Source organism: Niveibacterium umoris (assembly GCF_014197015.1).
Taxonomy (GTDB): Bacteria; Pseudomonadota; Gammaproteobacteria; order Burkholderiales; family Rhodocyclaceae; genus Niveibacterium; species Niveibacterium umoris.
Map to the genome: position 1 here is coordinate 885,130 of NZ_JACIET010000001.1, position 16,488 is coordinate 901,617.

Annotated in this window: 11 protein-coding genes; 8 read left to right on the top strand and 3 right to left on the bottom strand. The window is 62.9% G+C overall.

What is annotated here, in order from left to right; all coding sequences use genetic code 11:
• Positions 1 to 84 precede the first annotated feature (84 nt).
• The 7 genes from GGR36_RS03910 to serB all read left to right on the top strand — a co-directional run bounded on the left by GGR36_RS03910 (position 85) and on the right by serB (position 9,406).
• Positions 85 to 654, top strand: a complete 570-nt coding sequence (locus tag GGR36_RS03910; RefSeq protein ID WP_183632047.1) for a putative metalloprotease CJM1_0395 family protein — start codon at positions 85 to 87, stop codon at positions 652 to 654.
• 81 nt (positions 655 to 735) lie between these two features.
• Entirely contained in the window at positions 736 to 4,170 is a 3,435-nt protein-coding gene (gene mfd, locus GGR36_RS03915; protein ID WP_183632049.1) for a transcription-repair coupling factor, read from the top strand.
• An 84-nt stretch (positions 4,171 to 4,254) separates the two neighbouring features.
• Entirely contained in the window at positions 4,255 to 4,983 is a 729-nt protein-coding gene (gene rquA, locus GGR36_RS03920; protein WP_183632051.1) for a rhodoquinone biosynthesis methyltransferase RquA, read from the top strand.
• Positions 4,984 to 5,097: 114 nt separating this feature from the next.
• A complete protein-coding gene (locus GGR36_RS03925) occupies positions 5,098 to 6,414 on the top strand; it encodes an HD-GYP domain-containing protein (protein WP_183632053.1) in 1,317 nt (438 codons plus the stop codon).
• Between the two features lie 51 nt (positions 6,415 to 6,465).
• On the top strand, positions 6,466 to 7,401 hold the full coding sequence (locus tag GGR36_RS03930; RefSeq protein WP_183632055.1) for an acyltransferase: 936 nt from the start codon (positions 6,466 to 6,468) through the stop codon (positions 7,399 to 7,401).
• Positions 7,402 to 7,493: 92 nt separating this feature from the next.
• A complete protein-coding gene (locus GGR36_RS03935; protein WP_183632057.1) occupies positions 7,494 to 8,567 on the top strand; it encodes a 3-deoxy-7-phosphoheptulonate synthase in 1,074 nt (357 codons plus the stop codon).
• Positions 8,564 to 9,406 (top strand): phosphoserine phosphatase SerB, encoded by an 843-nt coding sequence (serB, locus tag GGR36_RS03940; RefSeq protein ID WP_183632059.1) that lies wholly within the window; start codon positions 8,564 to 8,566, stop codon positions 9,404 to 9,406. The genes GGR36_RS03935 and serB overlap by 4 nt, the downstream gene beginning before the upstream one ends.
• A gap of 69 nt (positions 9,407 to 9,475) precedes the next feature.
• On the opposite strand, the gene clpB is transcribed toward serB, so the two are convergent.
• The gene (clpB, locus tag GGR36_RS03945) at positions 9,476 to 12,058 is read right to left on the bottom strand and encodes an ATP-dependent chaperone ClpB (protein ID WP_183632062.1); all 2,583 of its coding nucleotides are present in this window, start codon (positions 12,056 to 12,058) and stop codon (positions 9,476 to 9,478) included.
• A 169-nt stretch (positions 12,059 to 12,227) separates the two neighbouring features.
• Between clpB and GGR36_RS03950 the strand changes: the two genes are divergently transcribed.
• Positions 12,228 to 12,737 (top strand): phasin family protein, encoded by a 510-nt coding sequence (locus GGR36_RS03950; protein WP_183632064.1) that lies wholly within the window; start codon positions 12,228 to 12,230, stop codon positions 12,735 to 12,737.
• A gap of 7 nt (positions 12,738 to 12,744) precedes the next feature.
• Here the strand turns inward: GGR36_RS03950 and GGR36_RS03955 are convergent, their stop codons facing one another.
• Together GGR36_RS03955 and GGR36_RS03960 are read right to left on the bottom strand one after the other, a co-directional pair.
• A complete protein-coding gene (locus GGR36_RS03955; protein WP_183632072.1) occupies positions 12,745 to 14,607 on the bottom strand; it encodes a GGDEF domain-containing protein in 1,863 nt (620 codons plus the stop codon).
• Positions 14,604 to 16,385, bottom strand: a complete 1,782-nt coding sequence (locus GGR36_RS03960; RefSeq protein WP_183632074.1) for a GGDEF domain-containing protein — start codon at positions 16,383 to 16,385, stop codon at positions 14,604 to 14,606. Before GGR36_RS03960 ends, GGR36_RS03955 begins: the two co-directional genes overlap by 4 nt.
• Positions 16,386 to 16,488 lie beyond the last annotated feature (103 nt).

Below are 16,488 nucleotides of genomic sequence, written 5' to 3' on the forward strand. Positions count from 1 at the left end.
CAGCGCCGCACATTCCAGCCTCAGACCTGATCGTACCCTCGCGCACTGCTTGCACCGGGGCTAAGCTTTTCTGAGGAGGCCCCGATGGTCGGTGCAGTCGATGCCAGCTTCGTCGCGCGAACGTTTGCGTCCGCCTCGACGCAAGGGGTGTCTTCGCGCCCAAAATCGGCATCCAAGCAAACCACTCCCGAAGAGACCCAGAAGCTCAACGAGCTCAAAGCGCGTGATCGCGAAGTCCGCGAACATGAGCAGGCGCACATCTCTGCCGGGGGGGCCTTGATCCGCGGTGGCGCCAGTTATAAGTACGAAACCGGGCCCGATGGCAAACAGTATGCGATCGGGGGCGACGTCTCGATAGACGTCTCGCCGGGACGCAACGCTGCCGACACCATCCGTCGCGCCGAGCAGATCCGCGAGGCCGCGCTCGCGCCGAAGGAACCCTCGGCGCAGGACTACAGTGTCGCCGCCCAGGCTTCAGGCATGCAGGCCAAAGCACAGGCGGAAGCGTCAAAGTCCGGCCAAGATTCGCCTGCTGGCCAAGGCGGATCCGCATCGCCGCCCAACGCGGCGTCGGCCACCGCCGTTCGCGCTTATCAGATTGCCCAGGACGCCTTTACGTCGATCGCCGGAAGCCTCATCGCCGCACGCGCCTGAAGCCGCTTGGCGCGGCGCACGCGCCGTGGCACCCGGGGTGGCGCGCGTATAATCGCGCGCCTTGCCAACCCGTCTCTTCCCATGAACCAGCCGCTCTCCCTTCGTCTGCCGGCGATCGATGCTCTACAGTTTCCGGCTGAAGGTCGCCGGCTCGATCTGCCCCGCCTGCATGGTTCTGCCGATGCGCTTGCGCTTGCGCAGCTGGCGGGCGGTCATCCGCTGGTGGTCATCACGGCGAATCCGCTGGACGCACAGCGTCTGCGGGACGAGATCGCATGGTTCGCACCTGGTCTGCGAGTGCATCTGCTGCCCGACTGGGAGACCCTGCCTTACGACGCGTTCTCACCGCATCAGGATCTGGTTTCCGAGCGGCTGGCAACCCTTTACGCGATCCAGCGCGGCGAGGCGGACATCACCCTGGTACCGGCGTCGACGGCGCTGTATCGGCTTTGCCCGCCCTCCTTCCTTGCGGCGCATACGTTCTTCATCAAGCAAGGCGATCGTCTCGATGCGGATGCGCTGCGTGCGCAGATGGTGATCGCCGGCTACGAGCATGTGACGCAGGTTGTGCGGCCCGGCGAATTCTCGGTGCGCGGAGGCCTGATCGACCTCTTCCCGATGGGCTCCGCCCTGCCCTACCGGATCGAACTGTTCGATGAAGACGTCGATACCATCCGCACCTTCGATCCGGATTCGCAGCGGACGGTCTACCCGACCAAGGAAATCCGCTTGCTGCCGGCGCGCGAATTTCCGCTGGACGAGAAGGCGCGTGCGGCATTCCGCGCGAGGTTTCGCGAAGTGTTCGAAGGCGACCCCTCGCGAAGCCCGATCTACAAGGATGTTTCCAACGGGCTTGCGCCTGCCGGTATCGAGTACTACCTGCCCCTCTTCTTTGAATCGACGGCGTCGGTCTTCGAGTTTCTGCCCGCCGGCGCAGCGCTGGCGCTGCACGGAGATGTATCGGGCGCAATCGAGGATTTCTGGCGCGAGACCAACAGCCGTTACAAGCTGATGGCGGGCGACCCGGTGCGGCCACTGCTGCCGCCGGCCCAGTTGTTCCTGTCGGCGGAGCAGTTCTTCGTCGCGTCGGGACAACGACCGCGCATCGCGTTGGGGCTGAAAGCCGACGCGCTTGCCAGCGACGCCCTGCCCGAACTGGCGGTGGAGCGACGGGCACCGGACCCAATGCATCGCATGAAGGCATTTGCGGCCGGTTTCGCCGGGCGCATCCTCGTTATCGCCGAGTCTGCCGGGCGCCAACAGACCCTGCTCGAATACTTCGCCGAATATGGCTTGAAGGCTCAGGCCTCCGCAGACCTTGCGGGTTTTGCGGCTGGTGATGCGCGCTTTGCGGTACTGCATGGCCCGCTTGCGAGCGGCTTTGTTGTCCCGCAGAGCGGCCTGGCGATCATTACCGAGAACGAGCTGTACGCCACCCAGGCGCGCACCCGTAGCCGGCGTGACAACCGCAAGGCTGCAACGGTCGAGGGCTGGCTGCGCGATCTGTCCGAGCTTCACGTAGGCGATCCGGTGGTCCACGTGTCGCACGGTATCGGTCGCTACCTGGGCTTGGTGCATCTTGACCTCGGTGAGGGCGAGACGGAGTTCCTGCACCTCGAATACAACGCCGGCGACAAGCTCTATGTCCCGGTTTCGCAGCTGCATGTCATCAGCCGCTACGCCGGCGCCGATCCGGAAAACGTCGACCTGCATCGCCTTGGCAGTGGCCAGTGGGACAAGGCCAAACGCAAGGCAGCCCAACAGGTGCGCGACACGGCCGCGGAGTTGCTGGCGCTCTACGCCAAGCGTGCGGCGCGCGAAGGGCATCGCTTCGATTTCAAGCAGCATGATCTGGAGGCGTTCGCGGAGGGCTTCGGTTTCGAAGAGACCCCCGACCAGCTTGCTGCGATCGAGGCGGTGGTCGCCGACATGCGCTCCGGCCGGCCGATGGACCGCCTGGTGTGCGGCGACGTCGGCTTCGGCAAGACCGAGGTGGCGCTGCGGGCAGCCTTCATAGCGGTCGCCGACGGCAAACAGGTTGCCGTACTGGCCCCGACTACCCTGCTCGCGGAACAGCACTACCAGACCTTCGCCGACCGTTTCGCCGATTGGCCTGTGAAGATTGCCGAGCTGTCACGTTTCCGAAGCGCCAAGGAACAGGCGGATGCCCTGAAGCTGCTGTCGGAAGGCAAGGTCGACATCCTGATCGGCACACACCGTTTGCTGCAGAAGGACGTCGAGTTCAAGCGGCTGGGGCTGGTGATCATCGACGAGGAACACCGCTTCGGCGTGCGGCAGAAGGAAGCGCTGAAAACCCTGCGCGCGGAAGTCGACATCCTCACGCTCACCGCCACGCCGATCCCGCGGACGCTGGGCCTTGCCATGGAAGGGCTGCGCGAGTTCTCGGTCATCGCCACGGCGCCGCAGAAGCGGCTGGCGATCAAAACTTTCGTGCAGAAGCATTCGAAAGGCGTCGTTCGTGAAGCGGTGCTTCGCGAGTTCAAGCGCGGTGGGCAGGTGTACTACCTGCACAACGAAGTCGAGACGATCGAGAACATGCGTCAGGAATTGACGCAGATGCTGCCGGAAGCGCGCATCGTGGTGGGCCACGGCCAGTTGCCCGAACGCGAGCTGGAACGGGTGATGCGCGACTTCACCGCGCAGCGGGCCAACCTGCTGCTGTGCACAACGATCATCGAGACCGGCATCAACATTCCGACGGCCAACACCATCATCATCCACCGCGCCGACCGCTTCGGGTTGGCGCAGCTGCACCAGTTGCGGGGTCGGGTCGGGAGATCGCACCACCAGGCCTACGCTTACCTGCTCACCGACCCTCATGCCAAACCGACGGCGCAGGCGCAGAAGCGGCTGGAGGCGATCTCGATGATGGAAGAGCTGGGCTCTGGTTTCTACCTCGCCATGCATGACCTGGAAATCCGCGGCGCCGGCGAAGTGCTGGGCGAGAACCAGAGCGGCGAGATCCAGCAGATCGGCTTCTCGCTTTACTCAGAGATGCTCAAGCGCGCGGTGCGCGACCTGCAGTCCGGCAAGGAGCCGGATCTCGCGCAGCCGTTCGACGTGACCTCCGAGATCAACCTGCATGCGCCAGCCCTGCTGCCCAGCGACTACTGCAGCGATATCGGCGAACGTCTCACCTTGTACAAGCGCATGGCGAATGCGGAGCAAGTCGATGACCTGCAGGCGATCCAGGAAGAGTTGATCGACCGCTTTGGCGAGTTGCCGCCGCAAGGCCAGACGCTGCTCGATACGCACCGCCTGCGCATCGCTGCCAAACCACTGGGCATCATCAAGATCGACGCGTCGGAATCGCGCATCAACCTGGCGTTCGAGCCGAATCCGCCGATAGAGCCGATCCGGATCATCCAGTTGATCCAGAAAAACCGTCAGTACAAGCTCGCCGGACAGGACAAGCTGACGGTGACGGTGTCCTCCGAGACCCTGAAGGATCGTGTGTTGCGAGTTCGTGAGGTGCTCAAGGCGCTGGGTGGATAGCGCAAAGAGGTTTGCCCGCAAGCAACCCGCACCGGCGCGCGCGATGCTAAGGTTCGGTTTCCCGCACCCACCTGTGAAGAAACGATGACCAACGAAGCCATCGCAGCACAGCAGCAACCCACGCGCAAAGAAGCATCGACTGGCCTCCCTGACTACATGAGCGAGGTTTACGACTGGGCCTACGTGAACCCCAAGTGGGTCCGTTTCCTTGATCGCAACGCGGTCGTCAGCACCCTTCTGTTCGGCAATGCCGGGCGTCTGATGCGCGCATACCTGAACCGGATCCGGCCTGGCATGCGGGTATGGCAAGTGGCGCACGTCTATGGTGATCTGGTGCGCAAGGTGGCCGAACGCGTTGGTGCCGACGGCCATTTTGATGTGACCGACGTGACTCCGATCCAGGTCTCCCAGGCGAAAAAGAAGCTCGCCAATGTTGCGCAGGCCCAGGTCATCGAACATGACGCCTCGTCTTGGGGGGGCGGACCGGAATACGATCTGGTCTGTAGCTTCTTCCTCTTGCACGAGGTGCCTGATCCGCTCAAACGCGCGGTGGTCGACCGCATGCTTAGCCGCGTCGGGCCGAACGGTAGCCTGCTGTTCGTTGACTATCACCGTCCGGCGCCGTGGCAGCCGGTGGGGTGGCTGCTCAGATTGGTGAATCGGTATCTCGAACCCTTCGCCTACACACTGTGGCGGACAGACATTCGCGACCTGGCGAGCACGCCGAACGCGTTCTCCTGGCGCAAGCGCACGATCTTTGGCGGTGTGTACCAGATCGTCGAGGTCACGCCGCTCCACTCCGCGAGTAAATAAGTCAATCCGGCGCCCGCATTGGCTTCACCGGGGTTCGCTATGGATGCCCTACGGCAGCGCTCAAGCCAGGGCTTTCCGGGCCGTTTACAACGGCAGGAGGGCTGACTGACCACTATGTCGGGAACAACAGACGCGCACTACATCCTTCCCGATCAATTGCGGGTCGGGCTCTACATCCACCTCGACCTGTCGTGGATGGATCATCCGTTCTCGTTCTCCTCGTTCAAGATCCGCAACGATGCGCAGATTGCGCAAGTGCGCGCGCTGGGCCTCGCGCGCATCCGTTACTCGCCGGATCGCAGCGATTGCGAACCCGCGCCGCTGGTAGTGCAGGCTCAAGCCGAATCCGAATCCGAGCCGGCGCCAGAGACCATCATCGCGAATCACGCTGAGCCCGATCCTGCGATTCTGGCAAAGCGCGAACGCGCCGAGCGGCTCAAGGCGCGGCGGCGCAAATTTGCGCGCTGCGAGCGCGACTTTATGCGCGCAACGCACACCGTCAAACTGGTGAACCAGAACCTCTTCTCCCGTCCGGACTGGGCACGTGAGGAGACCAAGGTCATGCTCGGGAAGCTGGTCGAGTCGCTGATGCAGGACGGTGACATGGCGATCAACCTGATGGCGGATCGCGTGGGCGGCGAAGATGTGTACGTCCATTCGTTGAACGTTGCCGTCCTGTCGCTGATGCTCGCGCGGGAACAGGGGATGAGCCAGGATGAGTTGATGGCGCTCGGACTGGGGGCTTTCTTTCACGATATCGGCAAGCTCGATGTACCGCCCAAGATTCTGCTGAAGCAGGAGCCTTTGACCAGCGCCGAAAACGCGCTGATGAAGGAACACGTCGTCTTCGGCGCAAGAATTGGTGCAAAGATGGGCTTGTCGGCAGAAGTGCTGGCGGTGATTGCGCAGCACCATGAACATGTCGATGGCAGCGGCTACCCGCGCGGGGCCACGGGCGACAAGCTGACCTTGTTGGCGAAGATCGTCGCGATTGCCAACACGTACGACAACCTGTGCAACCCGGCGAACCCGCAACGTGCGATGACGCCGCACGAGGCGCTGGCCTTGATGTATGCGCAGTACCGCAACCGGTTCGAAGCGGCTCCGCTGAACACATTCATCCGCTGCCTTGGCGTTTATCCGCCGGGCACGATCGTCGTCCTGAACAATGACGCGTTCGGCATGGTTGTTTCGGTGAACTCGAGTCGCCCGCTCAAGCCTGATGTGCTCGTTTACGACAGCGCGATACCCAAGGAAGAGGCCATCATTCTCAGTCTGGAGCAGGAGACTGAAATCCAGATCGCGCGCACACTGAGGCCCGGGCAACTGCCGAAAACAATCTTCGAATACCTTTCGCCGCGCAAGCGTGTCGCCTACTTCTTTGATGCACACGCTGCGGCAGGCGCCGACGAAGTGGGCGAGGCAGCCTGAATTGCGAGGGGTCAAGCGGGCTTGCGCGGCCTTCCCGTAGAATACGGGCCTATGACCAAACGCCCCCCGCTCGCCAAAAAATCTCTGGCCCGTCGCATCGTCGCAATCGCCAAGGGCTGCATCAACAGTCTCATCATCGGCCTCAATACCCTGCTGGTCTTCGCGGCGATGATCCCGTTTGCGTTGCTCAAGGCAGCGATTCGCACTGCCGGCGTTCGTCGTGTCGCGGATACCGTGCTCAATGCTCTGGCGGCGAGCTGGGTGAAGATCAACGGCCGATGGATCACCGCCTCACAACGCATCCGGTGGGACGTCGAAGGCATCGACGAACTCAAGTTGCGCGGCTGGTATCTGGTCAGCAGCAACCACCAGAGCTGGGTCGATATCCTGGTGCTGCAAAAGGTCTTCGACGGTCACATCCCCTTCCTCAAGTTCTTCCTGAAGAAGGAATTGATCTACGTGCCGGTCATTGGCTTGGCGTGGTGGGCGCTCGACTTCCCGTTCATGCAGCGCAAGGGCGGCATGGGCAAGGGCAAGACCGATCTGGCAACGACCCGCAAGGCCTGCGAGCGTTTCAAGCTGATTCCGACCTCGGTGATGAACTTCCTCGAAGGTACGCGATTCACCCAGGAAAAGCACTTCAAGCAACGCTCGCCCTACAAGCATCTGCTCAAACCGCGCGTCGGCGGCATCGCGACCGCGCTGGCAACCATGGGCGAGACTTTCGATTCCCTGCTCGACGTGACCATCGTCTATCCGCCGGGGGTGCCGACATTCTGGGACATCCTGTCGGGGCAGATGAGCGAGGTCGTCGTGCGGGTGCGTCCGCTTCCGATCCCGCGTGACCTGCTTGGGGGAGACTACGAGCGCGATGCTGCTTTCCGCGCCCGTATGCAGACCTGGGTCTCCGAGATGTGGCAGGCCAAGGACCAGCAGATAAGCGATTTGCTCGCGCGGCCTGCGCCAGCGAAATCCGCTATCGGCTGAGCTTCAAAGCAGCGCGAGCGGAGCCGCAATCACGGCGCGCCGCCCGGATCGCGTAAAATCCGGCCTCCGCAGAAATTCCAGGAGTGCGCGCGATGATCGCCCAGACAGAAAACCTCAACGTCGTCGGCCTCGACCCGATGCCCTCGCCGAGCGAGATCAAGGCACTCGTCCCGATGACCGAAGCTGCCGCGGCTACTGTCGTGGCTGGTCGCAAGGCGCTGACCGGCATTCTGGATCGCGAGGATCCACGCCTGATCGTGGTGGTCGGCCCCTGCTCCATCCACGATCCGATCGCCGGCATGGACTACGCCAAGCGGATCAAGAAACTCGCTGACGAGGTGTCCGACACCTTGTGCGTCGTGATGCGGGTTTACTTCGAAAAGCCGCGCACCACCACCGGGTGGAAGGGCTTCATCAACGACCCGCACATGGACGACTCCTTCCGTATCGTCGAAGGCATGGAACGCGGTCGACGCTTCCTGCGCGATGTGGCCGAGATCGGCATGCCTGCCGCAACCGAAGCGCTCGACCCGGTGGCACCGCAGTACTACGGCGATCTGGTGAGCTGGACGGCGATCGGCGCGCGCACTTCCGAATCACAGACGCATCGCGAGATGGCGTCTGGGCTCTCGACGCCGGTCGGCTTCAAGAACGGCACAGATGGCTCGCTCGATGCCGCGATCAACGGCATTCTTTCTGCAGCCGCGCCGCACAGCTTCCTCGGCATGAACGATCGCGGCGAAGCCTCGATCATCCGCACCTGCGGCAACAAGTACGGGCACGTCGTGCTGCGCGGCGGCGGTGGTCGCCCGAATTACGACAGTGTCTCAGTGAAGCTTGCCGAACAAGCCTTGCTCAAGGCCGGTCTGCCGATGAACCTGATGATCGACTGCTCCCACGCCAATTCCTGGAAGAAGCCGGAATACCAGCCCCTCGTCATGCGCGATGTGGTGCATCAGATCCGCGAAGGCAACTCATCCATCGTCGGCGTGATGATCGAAAGCTTCATCGAAGCCGGAAATCAGCCGATTCCGAAGGATCTCTCGCAACTCAAATACGGCTGTTCGGTCACCGACGGCTGCGTCAGCTGGGAGACCACTGAAGAAATGTTGCGTCACGCTCATGAAGTGCTGGCGCCCGTCATTGCTGCGCGAGGTCGCGGGTGAGCGAGTCGTTGATCGTTCAGGGGTCGAACGTCTCGACCCCTGCACTCAAGGGTATTGCGCGACTGACCGGCGCCTCTGCGATCGAGCAGATCCATCCAGACGCCTTTCGTCTGTTGGGTGCCCGCGATCACGGCGAGTTGGCGGAGTCTTGCAAGGCGGCGCAGCTGGACTTTGGCTGGGTTCCGGTCAATCGCACGCTTACGGAGTTCGGGTTGTTCGTCACCGACATGGACTCGACACTGATCACGATCGAGTGCATCGACGAGATCGCTGACATGATCGGCGTGAAGCCGCAGGTTTCCGAAATAACCGAAGCCGCGATGCGTGGTGAGCTCGATTTCGCCGAATCGCTGACGCGTCGGGTCGCCTTGCTGGCCGGACTGGACGTCGGCGCGCTGGAGCGGGTTTACAACGAGCGGCTCGCGCTCAACCCCGGCGCCGAGCTCCTGATGCAGCGCCTGAAAGCTTCTGGCGTGAGAACGGTGCTGGTATCGGGCGGTTTCACCTACTTCACTGATCGGCTCAAGGCCAGACTCGGTTTCGACCATGCATTCGCCAATGTGCTGGAAGAATCCGACGGCAAACTCACCGGGCGCGTAAGCGGCGCAATCGTCGATGCGGCCGCCAAGCGTAACGCCCTGACCAGCTTGCGCGAGCAGTACCAGCTTGATGCTGCAGCCACGATCGCCGCGGGCGACGGTGCCAATGACCTGGCAATGTTTGGTGCTGCCGGACTCTCGTTTGCATTTCGTGCGAAACCGGTGGTGCGGGCGCAAGCCAGCTACGCGCTCGATTTCAGCGGCCTTGACGGCATCCTGCCCTTGCTCGGTGCGGCTTGAATTTGCCGTTGCGCCGAAAGAAAAGGCCCGGTTTTCACCGGGCCTTTTGCATGGGAGCGCGGGTACGACTCAGCTTGGCTTGCGGAAGGCGACCCGTCCGCCCTCTGCATCGACAACGACCGTGTCCTTGGCGCCGAAGCGCCCTTCGAGGATCAGTTTCGCGAGCGGGTTCTCGATGTGCTCCTGGATCGCGCGCTTGAGCGGTCTTGCACCGAACACCGGATCGAAGCCTGCCTTCGCCACCTCGTCGAGGGCGGCGTCGCTGACGTTCAGGCCGACTTCGAGCCGTGCCAGGCGTTTCTCGAGGTAGCCGAGCTGGATGCGCGCAATCGAACGGATATGCGCGTCGGCCAGCGCGTGGAACACCACCACTTCATCGATGCGGTTAATGAACTCGGGGCGGAAGTAGGTCTTCACTTCCTGCATCACCGCATCCTTCACCGCTTCGTAAGTCTGGCCGGCCATCGCCTGGATCATCTGGCTGCCCAGGTTCGAGGTCATCACGATTACCGTGTTCTTGAAGTCTACCGTCCGCCCCTGCCCATCGGTCATGCGGCCGTCGTCAAGTACTTGCAGCAGCACGTTGAAGACGTCCGGGTGCGCCTTTTCGACTTCGTCGAACAAGATCACTGAATACGGCTTGCGCCGCACCTGTTCGGTCAGGTAACCCCCTTCCTCGTAACCGACGTATCCGGGCGGCGCGCCGATCAAGCGGGCTACCGAGTGTTTCTCCATGAACTCGCTCATGTCGATGCGGATCAGATGCTCTTCGCTGTCGAACAGAAAACCGGCGAGCGTCTTGCACAGCTCGGTCTTGCCGACGCCGGTCGGCCCGAGGAACAGGAAGGAGCCGTACGGACGCCCTTCTTCGGACAGGCCGGCACGCGAACGTCGGATGGCGTCGGAAACGCGTTGCACGGCTTCGTCCTGCCCGATCACGCGTTCGTGCAGCTTCTCTTCCATCTTGAGCAGCTTTTCTCGCTCGCCCTGCATCATCTTGCTCACCGGGATGCCGGTGGCACGTGACACGACCTCGGCGATCTCTTCCGCGCCGACCTGTGTGCGCAGCAGTCGGTTGGGCGAAGTGTCAGCGCCAGCCCCCTCGGCCGCCTTGAGCTGCGCCTCGAGCTTCGGCAGCTCGCCGTACTGCAGCTCGCTCATCTTCTGCCAGTCGCCCTTGCGCTTGGCTTCGTCCATCTGCACGCGCAGCTTGTCGATGGCTTCCTTGATGTGCTGGCTGCCTGCGACTTTTGCCTTCTCCGCTTTCCAGATCTCGTCGAGATCGGCGTACTCCTTGTCGAGTCTTGCGATTTCTTCTTCGATCAGCCCGAAGCGACGGATCGATGCTTCGTCCTTCTCCTTCTTCACCGCTTCGCGTTCGATCTTCAGCTGGATCAGGCGGCGGTCGAGCTTGTCCATTGCCTCCGGTTTGGAGTCGATTTCCATCTTGATCTTGGCCGCGGCCTCATCGATCAGGTCGATGGCCTTGTCCGGCAGGAAGCGATCGGTGATGTAACGGTGCGAGAGTTCGGCCGCGGCGACAATCGCCGGGTCGGTGATGTCGACGCCGTGGTGCAGTTCGTATTTCTCTTGCAGGCCACGCAGGATCGCGATGGTCGATTCCACCGTCGGTTCGTCGACCAGCACCTTCTGGAAGCGCCGCTCCAGCGCAGCGTCCTTTTCGATGTACTTGCGGTACTCGTCGAGCGTCGTCGCGCCGATGCAGTGCAGTTCGCCGCGCGCAAGCGCCGGCTTGAGCATGTTGCCCGCGTCGATCGCGCCCTCGGCCTTGCCGGCTCCGACCATGGTGTGCAGTTCGTCGATGAAGACGATCACCTGGCCTTCTTCCTTGGCGATGTCGTTGAGCACTGCCTTGAGTCGTTCCTCGAACTCGCCGCGATACTTCGCACCGGCCAGCAATGCGGCCATATCGAGCGACAGCACTCGCTTGCCCTTCAGTGTTTCTGGCACCTCGCCATTCACGATGCGCTGTGCAAGCCCTTCGACGATCGCGGTCTTGCCGACGCCCGGCTCGCCGATCAAGACCGGGTTGTTCTTGGTGCGGCGCTGCAGAATCTGGATTGAGCGGCGAATTTCGTCGTCTCGGCCGATGACCGGGTCGAGCTTGCCGCTGCGGGCACGTTCGGTCAGATCGAGGCAGTATTTCTTGAGCGATTCGCGCTGTGCTTCGGCGTCGGCGCTGCCTACACTGGCGCCGCCGCGCACCGCCTCGATCGCTGCTTCCAGCGCCTTGCGCTGCAGGCCGAATTCGCGCGCAAGCTTGCCGGCTTCGCCTTTGTCTTCGGTCAGGGCGAGCAGGAACATTTCGCTGGCGATGAACTGGTCACCGCGTTTCTGCGCTTCCTTGTCGGTGAGGTTCAGCAGATTGCCTAGATCGCGGCCGATCTGGACTTCGCCGCCAGAGCCTTGCTGCTTTGCAATGCGCGCCATCGACTGTTCGAGCGCGCGCTTGAGCGGCGGCACATTGGCGCCAGCTCGCTGCAGAAGCGATACGGTGCCGCCGTCGTCCTGGTTGATCAGCGCAAGCAACAGGTGCTGCGGCTCGATGGTGGGGTTGTCATTGCCCACCGCGATGCTTTGGGCATCGGCGAGCGCGGACTGGAATTTCGTGGTCAGCTTGTCGAAACGCATGGTGGCATTCCTCCTTGTGTCGTTGTTGCCAACATGGGGCATCCTGCAGCCATTTCAACCGCCATCGAGCGCTGCTTGATGACCATCAAGCGGAAAGACGCCGATGGCGCGCCGCAGCAATTCGAGTGCTATGGTTAAAGAAGTGCCAACCACCCGTGGAGAGACGAGCATGAGCAGCGAACAGAACGCCAGCATTCAAGCCACCCAGCAACGCAACCTCGAACTGGCTACCCAGGTCGCCCAGCTCTCGTTTGACAATGCGCGCAAGATGATCGAACTGCAGGTCAACCTCGCCCGCGGCTTGCTCGAAGATGGGCTTGCGAACGCGACCGAAGCGGCTGCGATCTCGAACCCGACAGAGGCGATGGAAATCCGCACGCGCCTGGCGCAGCGGACGGCAGAACGCATGATGGGCGCGACCCGCGAGATCGTGACGATTGCTGCGAGCGCCCAGGCGGAGATGGGGAAACTGCTCGGCCAACCGCTGGTTGGCGCGAACGACGTTACCGAGAGCTTGCAGAAGGCGTTCGGCGCGGCCGGCTTCAATCCGGCAGACGCATTTGCGGTCGCCCAGAAGACCTTTGACGCCGCGCGCAGTACTTACGAGCAGCTTGCGAAGGCCTCGATGGACGCGATGGCCGGCGCCGCAACGGGTGCTGTTCGCAAAACCGGCAAATGATCGAGGGTTAAAGTTGGGCTGACGAGCCGTGTGGATCCGGCCGACCGGGCCGGTCGATAGCCGGATCGCACCGATAAACGCGCCGCTTGCCGGCGCGTTTTGCTCTGAGCAAGGCCGCGTCGGCGAGCGACAGCAGCGCTTCGACGTGAGAGCCGTGAGCGGGATACGCCGCTACGCCGGCCGAGAAGCTCAGTTCCGAAATGCGCCTTCCGCCCTGTGCGTCCAGTTCGACGTGCCCGAACGCATCGAGGATGCCCTTGATGCGCGACTCGGCACCCTCCGCATCCAGCCCGGTCAGCACGAGGCAAAACTCCTCGCCGCCGTAACGACAGCAGAAGTCGCTCACACGCGTCTGCTCGCGCAACAAGCCGGCCAATTGCCGCAGCACCTGATCGCCCATGGTATGTCCATGCAGATCATTGATCTGTTTGAAACCATCCAGATCGAGCATCGCCACCACAATTGAACCGCCATCACGCGCCGCGCGCTCCAGTTCGCGCGGCAGTACTTCATTCAGGAAGCGCCGGTTGTAAAGCAGGGTCAAGGGGTCGGTAATCACCTGTTCCTGCAGCGCGGACTGCAGCGCCTGAATCTCGCTCAGACGAGTCGAAAGATTGTCATTGAGTGCCTGCACCGTCGCGCGCGCCGCCTCGGCGTGTTCGCGGCGCTGACGCTCGAAGTCGCGCTCGACCTGGCTGCGGTACAAGTCATAACGCGCCTGCACTGCAAAGCGTTCGACGCGTGCGGCATGGTGCTGCAGCGCGCGATAGCCTTCACGATGCCTGCGTTCATAGACGTAAGCCTGTTCCCAGTTCTCAAGATCCGCAAAGAGCGAAGCGGCCTCCGAGAGAAGATGTAGATGCGCCACATGATTGAGCGCTGCGGGAGTCGTCGCCTCAGCCTGTCGAAACACCGCCAGCGCTTCCTCGAGACGCCCTTCCGCCCGAAGCAGCGCAATTTCGATCCGCAGTGAATCCTGCAACATCGCTGGCGGTCTCTCCCCGGTCGGGGCTTGGGCCGCCAGATTGAACCAGGCCCGGGCTCCATCAATGTCACCGCCCATCAGCAGGGCCAGCGACATCATCAGTTCGTGATAATGACGTTCAGGGGGCCGGTCGGGTATGTCCGAAACGGCGGCGAGCGTCTGCTGCGCGCGCTCGACCATCCCGAGATCAAGCTGGATGGAGGCGACATTGGCCGCGAGCAGAAAGAAGGCCTCGCGCATGTCGAGCATGCGTGCGGTATCAAACGCATCTGCGAGGAGCGCCTCGCCGGTACGAAGATTTCCGAAGCGCTGATGGGCAACGCCGAGGTTCATGACTGCAAACACCCGCTCGGGAGACGGCGTAGTGCCCTGCAGCAGGGCGACGGCCTCGTAGCCCAGCCTGAATCCGGTTTCTTCCTCGCCGCGAAGGCTCAAAACCCGCGCCCGCGCAGCCTGGGCCCAAGCGCGATCGATGACGTGGGCGGCCTCACCTTCATGATCCAGCCATGCCAGAAGTGCGTCCGCGGCGTCGTCTGCGCCTTGCATCATCCGGTCGCGTGCGGCATGCAACAAAGCCAGCGCGCGCCATTCCGCGTCGCCTGCAGCTTCGAAGACCCTGGCAAGGTGCGTGGCGTATTCGGTGCCGCTGCGTACGGCCTGCCGATCGAACTGGTCGACCGACAGCAGGACCAGATCGATGCGCGCGGTATCGGCGGCGTCCCCTCGCCGAACCGTGGCTTCGCGAACGCCCGATGCGATCCGCCGGACGGTCTGCGGCCACCCCAGGCGGGCGCGCCACAATTCATTGGCGGTCTCGCGCCAGTCGCGCCCGAATGATTCGAGGCCTTCAAGCCCGATCGGCGCCCTGCCCAGCGGTTCGATCATTGCGCCACCCGAACTGCTCGCTTGCCGACCACCCGGTTGCGGCCACTCGCCTTGGCGCAGTAGAGCGCCTCGTCTGCCAGCGCGAACCACGCGTCGATACCGGCCGCCGCGGGGTCGAGTCCAACCGGCATCTCTGCAACGCCGGCCGAGAAACTCACGGCGAAGTGCGTTCCATCCTGAGCGGTCTGCTGCAACCCGGCAAAGCGTGTCCGCAGGGTATCCAGCCGTTCGATGGCCTGATCGAGCGCGCAATCGGGGAAGGCAATCGCGAACTCCTCGCCACCGAAGCGCGCCACGACCACTCCGTCCGACTCCAGCGGTCGCAGCACCTCAGCGAGTGCCTGCAACACCGCATCGCCGACGCCATGACCGTGAGTGTCATTGACGCGCTTGAAGTGGTCGGCATCGACCAGGCACAGGACGACCTGCCGTTCCTCACGGTTGCAGCGCGCCACCATGGTGGGGAGCAATTCCTGCAAGAAACGGCGGTTGTAGAGCCCGGTCAGTGGATCCCGGATCGCCTGATCACGCAGCGCCTCCTGCAGGCGCTCGATTTCCTGGACGCGCGCTTCGAGCGCTGCATTCAGCGCTTCGATCTCGGCGCGGGCTAGATCCGCTTCCTTGCGACGGCGGACCTCGAAATCGCGATCAATGATCGCCTTGCGCACCTCATAGCGGGTGTGCAGAGAAAGGAAATCGGCGCGCTGGAACTCCCGATCCATCTCGATCGAATAGTCATGGTGCTGGCGGGCGTAACGAAAGGCACTGCGATCGTCGCCGAGGGCATGCATGAGTTCGGATGCTTCAAGCAGAATCTGCAATTCGTAGAGCGGGTCGTCGATATGCAACGGGTCGGTTTCGGCGCGGCGCAGGGTCGCGAGCGCCTCGTCGAAGCGCCCTTCGCGCCTGAGCAGACGAAGCAAGGCTATCCGGTAATAGAGCTGGTTCTGCGAGTCGATGCCCTCGCCACCAAAGGATTCGACCTCGTCGAGACAGCGTCGCGCTGCGGCCAGTTGCCCCAGAGCGGAACAGGCCTCCGACCGGACGATCTGGAAGTAGGCGTATTCGCGCAGGTCGTAGTCGCGCTCGACATGCGGGGCAAGCGCCTCCAGAAATCGCGATGCCTCCTCCGCCCGCCCGAGCTGGATCAGGTCATACGCGAGGTTGCCGGCGCAGATATTGGTCATCCCCGTCACGGACTGCTCTTCCACCAGACGAAGTGCCTCGCGCAGATGGGGCTCGGCGGCCGCAAAATTCCCGAAACGCATGTACATCACGCCCACGTTAAGGGTGACCATGCAGAGTACCGGGGTGGGCGGTATGCCTTGCAGCAGTTCGAGCGCCTCGTACCAGGCGGTAACCGCTTCGGCGTGAAGCCCCTCATCGACGCGGATTGCACCGCCGGAATTGAGGAGCCGCCCCAGGTCTGCCGCATCAAGCCAGCGTCGCGCTTCCGGCAACATGCGATCGATCAGCGCCAAGGCTTCGACGCGCTGTTCAAGGTCCGCCAGCGCATTGGCTTCCACTACGACGAGGCGCAGGGCGTTGCGCGGGTCTCCTTGCTGGGACAGGGCTTCGCGGATACGCACCGCCTCGGCGATGAAGGCCTCCGGTTCATTCGCCATGCGCGCCCGGATCGAGAGTTCGAGCATTTCGCCGCACAGTATCTGGTGCTGGTCGCCCGCGGCATGTCCGGCGCGCGTGATCGCCTGAGCCAGTTCGTGCGCCTGTTGCGGGTCGCGAAGCAGCAGATGCCACGCTTCGTCCACGTCGCGCATGAATGGAGGGGCCTCAGAATGGGCGAAGCCGGCTTCCGGATACGTCACAGTGGTTCCAGGGCGAATCGAAGACTCCTGAATTTACGACATATCCCCGCGCCGT

Bases quoted from the DNA above. Each gene is read 5' to 3' on its own strand.
- GGR36_RS03910 (WP_183632047.1), top strand. From the start codon at position 85: ATGGTCGGTGCAGTCGATGCCAGCTTCGTCGCGCGAACGTTTGCGTCC.
- mfd (WP_183632049.1), top strand. From the start codon at position 736: ATGAACCAGCCGCTCTCCCTTCGTCTGCCGGCGATCGATGCTCTACAG.
- rquA (WP_183632051.1), top strand. From the start codon at position 4,255: ATGACCAACGAAGCCATCGCAGCACAGCAGCAACCCACGCGCAAAGAA.
- GGR36_RS03925 (WP_183632053.1), top strand. From the start codon at position 5,098: ATGTCGGGAACAACAGACGCGCACTACATCCTTCCCGATCAATTGCGG.
- GGR36_RS03930 (WP_183632055.1), top strand. From the start codon at position 6,466: ATGACCAAACGCCCCCCGCTCGCCAAAAAATCTCTGGCCCGTCGCATC.
- GGR36_RS03935 (WP_183632057.1), top strand. From the start codon at position 7,494: ATGATCGCCCAGACAGAAAACCTCAACGTCGTCGGCCTCGACCCGATG.
- clpB (WP_183632062.1), bottom strand. From the start codon at position 12,058: ATGCGTTTCGACAAGCTGACCACGAAATTCCAGTCCGCGCTCGCCGAT.
- GGR36_RS03950 (WP_183632064.1), top strand. From the start codon at position 12,228: ATGAGCAGCGAACAGAACGCCAGCATTCAAGCCACCCAGCAACGCAAC.
- GGR36_RS03955 (WP_183632072.1), bottom strand. From the start codon at position 14,607: ATGATCGAACCGCTGGGCAGGGCGCCGATCGGGCTTGAAGGCCTCGAA.
- GGR36_RS03960 (WP_183632074.1), bottom strand. From the start codon at position 16,385: ATGCGCGACGTGGACGAAGCGTGGCATCTGCTGCTTCGCGACCCGCAA.